This window comes from Streptomyces hirsutus (genome assembly GCF_001418415.1).
GTDB classification, from domain to species: Bacteria; Actinomycetota; Actinomycetes; order Streptomycetales; family Streptomycetaceae; genus Streptomyces; species Streptomyces hirsutus.
The window spans coordinates 1-1,093 of record NZ_LIQT01000763.1; the positions used below are offsets into that span (position 1 = coordinate 1).

The 1,093-nt window shown below is 74.1% G+C and carries 1 protein-coding gene; it reads right to left on the bottom strand.

All coding sequences use genetic code 11. The features are described 5' to 3' along the window. Window positions 1-57 precede the first annotated feature (57 nt). On the bottom strand, window positions 58-690 hold the full coding sequence (locus AOK11_RS38390; protein ID WP_055598219.1) for a dihydrofolate reductase family protein: 633 nt from the start codon (window positions 688-690) through the stop codon (window positions 58-60). Between the last annotated feature and the right edge of the window lie 403 nt (window positions 691-1,093).

A 1,093-nucleotide genomic window follows, 5' to 3' on the forward strand; every position in this document is an offset into this window, starting at 1 on the left:
CCCCTCGCGGGGGCGTCGCCGGCCGTCCCGGCGGGCGGCACCCCCGCGAGGGGGCCGTCAGGCCTCGGCGGGCGTCCCGGAGGACGCTTCGGCGGGTGCCTCGGCGGCGCGGCGGTAGACGCACACCTGGGCGCCCGACTTCGCGGCGGTCGTCGAGACCAGTTCGAACGGGCGCTTCGTGCCGTCCACGGGGAAGATCGACTTGCCGCCGCCCAGGACCACCGGCATGACGAGGAGCTGGAGCTCGTCCACCAGGTCCTCACTCAGCAGGGTGCGGGCGAGCGTGGGACTGCCCATCATCGCGAGGTCGCCGCCCTCGGCCGCGCGCAGTTCCCGGATACGGGCGAGGGCCTCCCCGGCGGGAATGAGCCGGCTGTTGTTCCAGGTCAGGTCGGACTCGCCGAGGGTGCCGGAGACGACGTACTTCGGCAGGCCGTTGATCCGGTCGGCGAAGGGGTCCCCGGCCTGCTGGGGCCACGCCTGGGCCATGGTCTGCCAGGTGCGGCGCCCGTACAGCAGTGCCTCGGCCCGGCCCAGCGCCGCGTCGAAGGCGCCGCCGAGGACCTCCGGGTCGAAGTAGGCGTGCGACCATCCGCCGTGGGTGAAACCGCCGTCGGTGTCCTCCTGGGGACCACCGGGGGCCTGCACGACACCGTCGAGGCTGATGAACTCGGTGATCACGATACGCATGGCTGCCGCTCCTGATGGTCCGCTGGTCCGCTGAGGCGATGACGGAAGTGCAGACCGACGGTAGCGCCGGAACTCATCGGCGCCGCCGAGAACCATGCACGAGAACCGCGCACGAGAACCGCGTACGGAACACCGCGGCCTTTGACCGGGCAGAACGGTCGCCGCCCCGGGGACAGGGACGGGCCCGGAGACAGGTGCGGGTGCCGGTGCCGGTACCCGCGCGGGGTGGCCCGTACGCGAGAACCGCATGCGGAACACCGCGGCCTTCGACCGCGCGAAACAGTCGCCGCCCCGAGGGCGGGCCCGGGGACGGGCCCGGGGACGGGGACAGGGACAGGTGCGGGCACCGGCATCCGCGCGGGGCGGCCCGCACGGGTGGATGCCCCGGCCACCCGCTCACCCC

Coding starts and splice junctions, on each gene's coding strand:
- AOK11_RS38390 (WP_055598219.1), bottom strand. CDS start 690: ATGCGTATCGTGATCACCGAGTTCATCAGCCTCGACGGTGTCGTGCAG.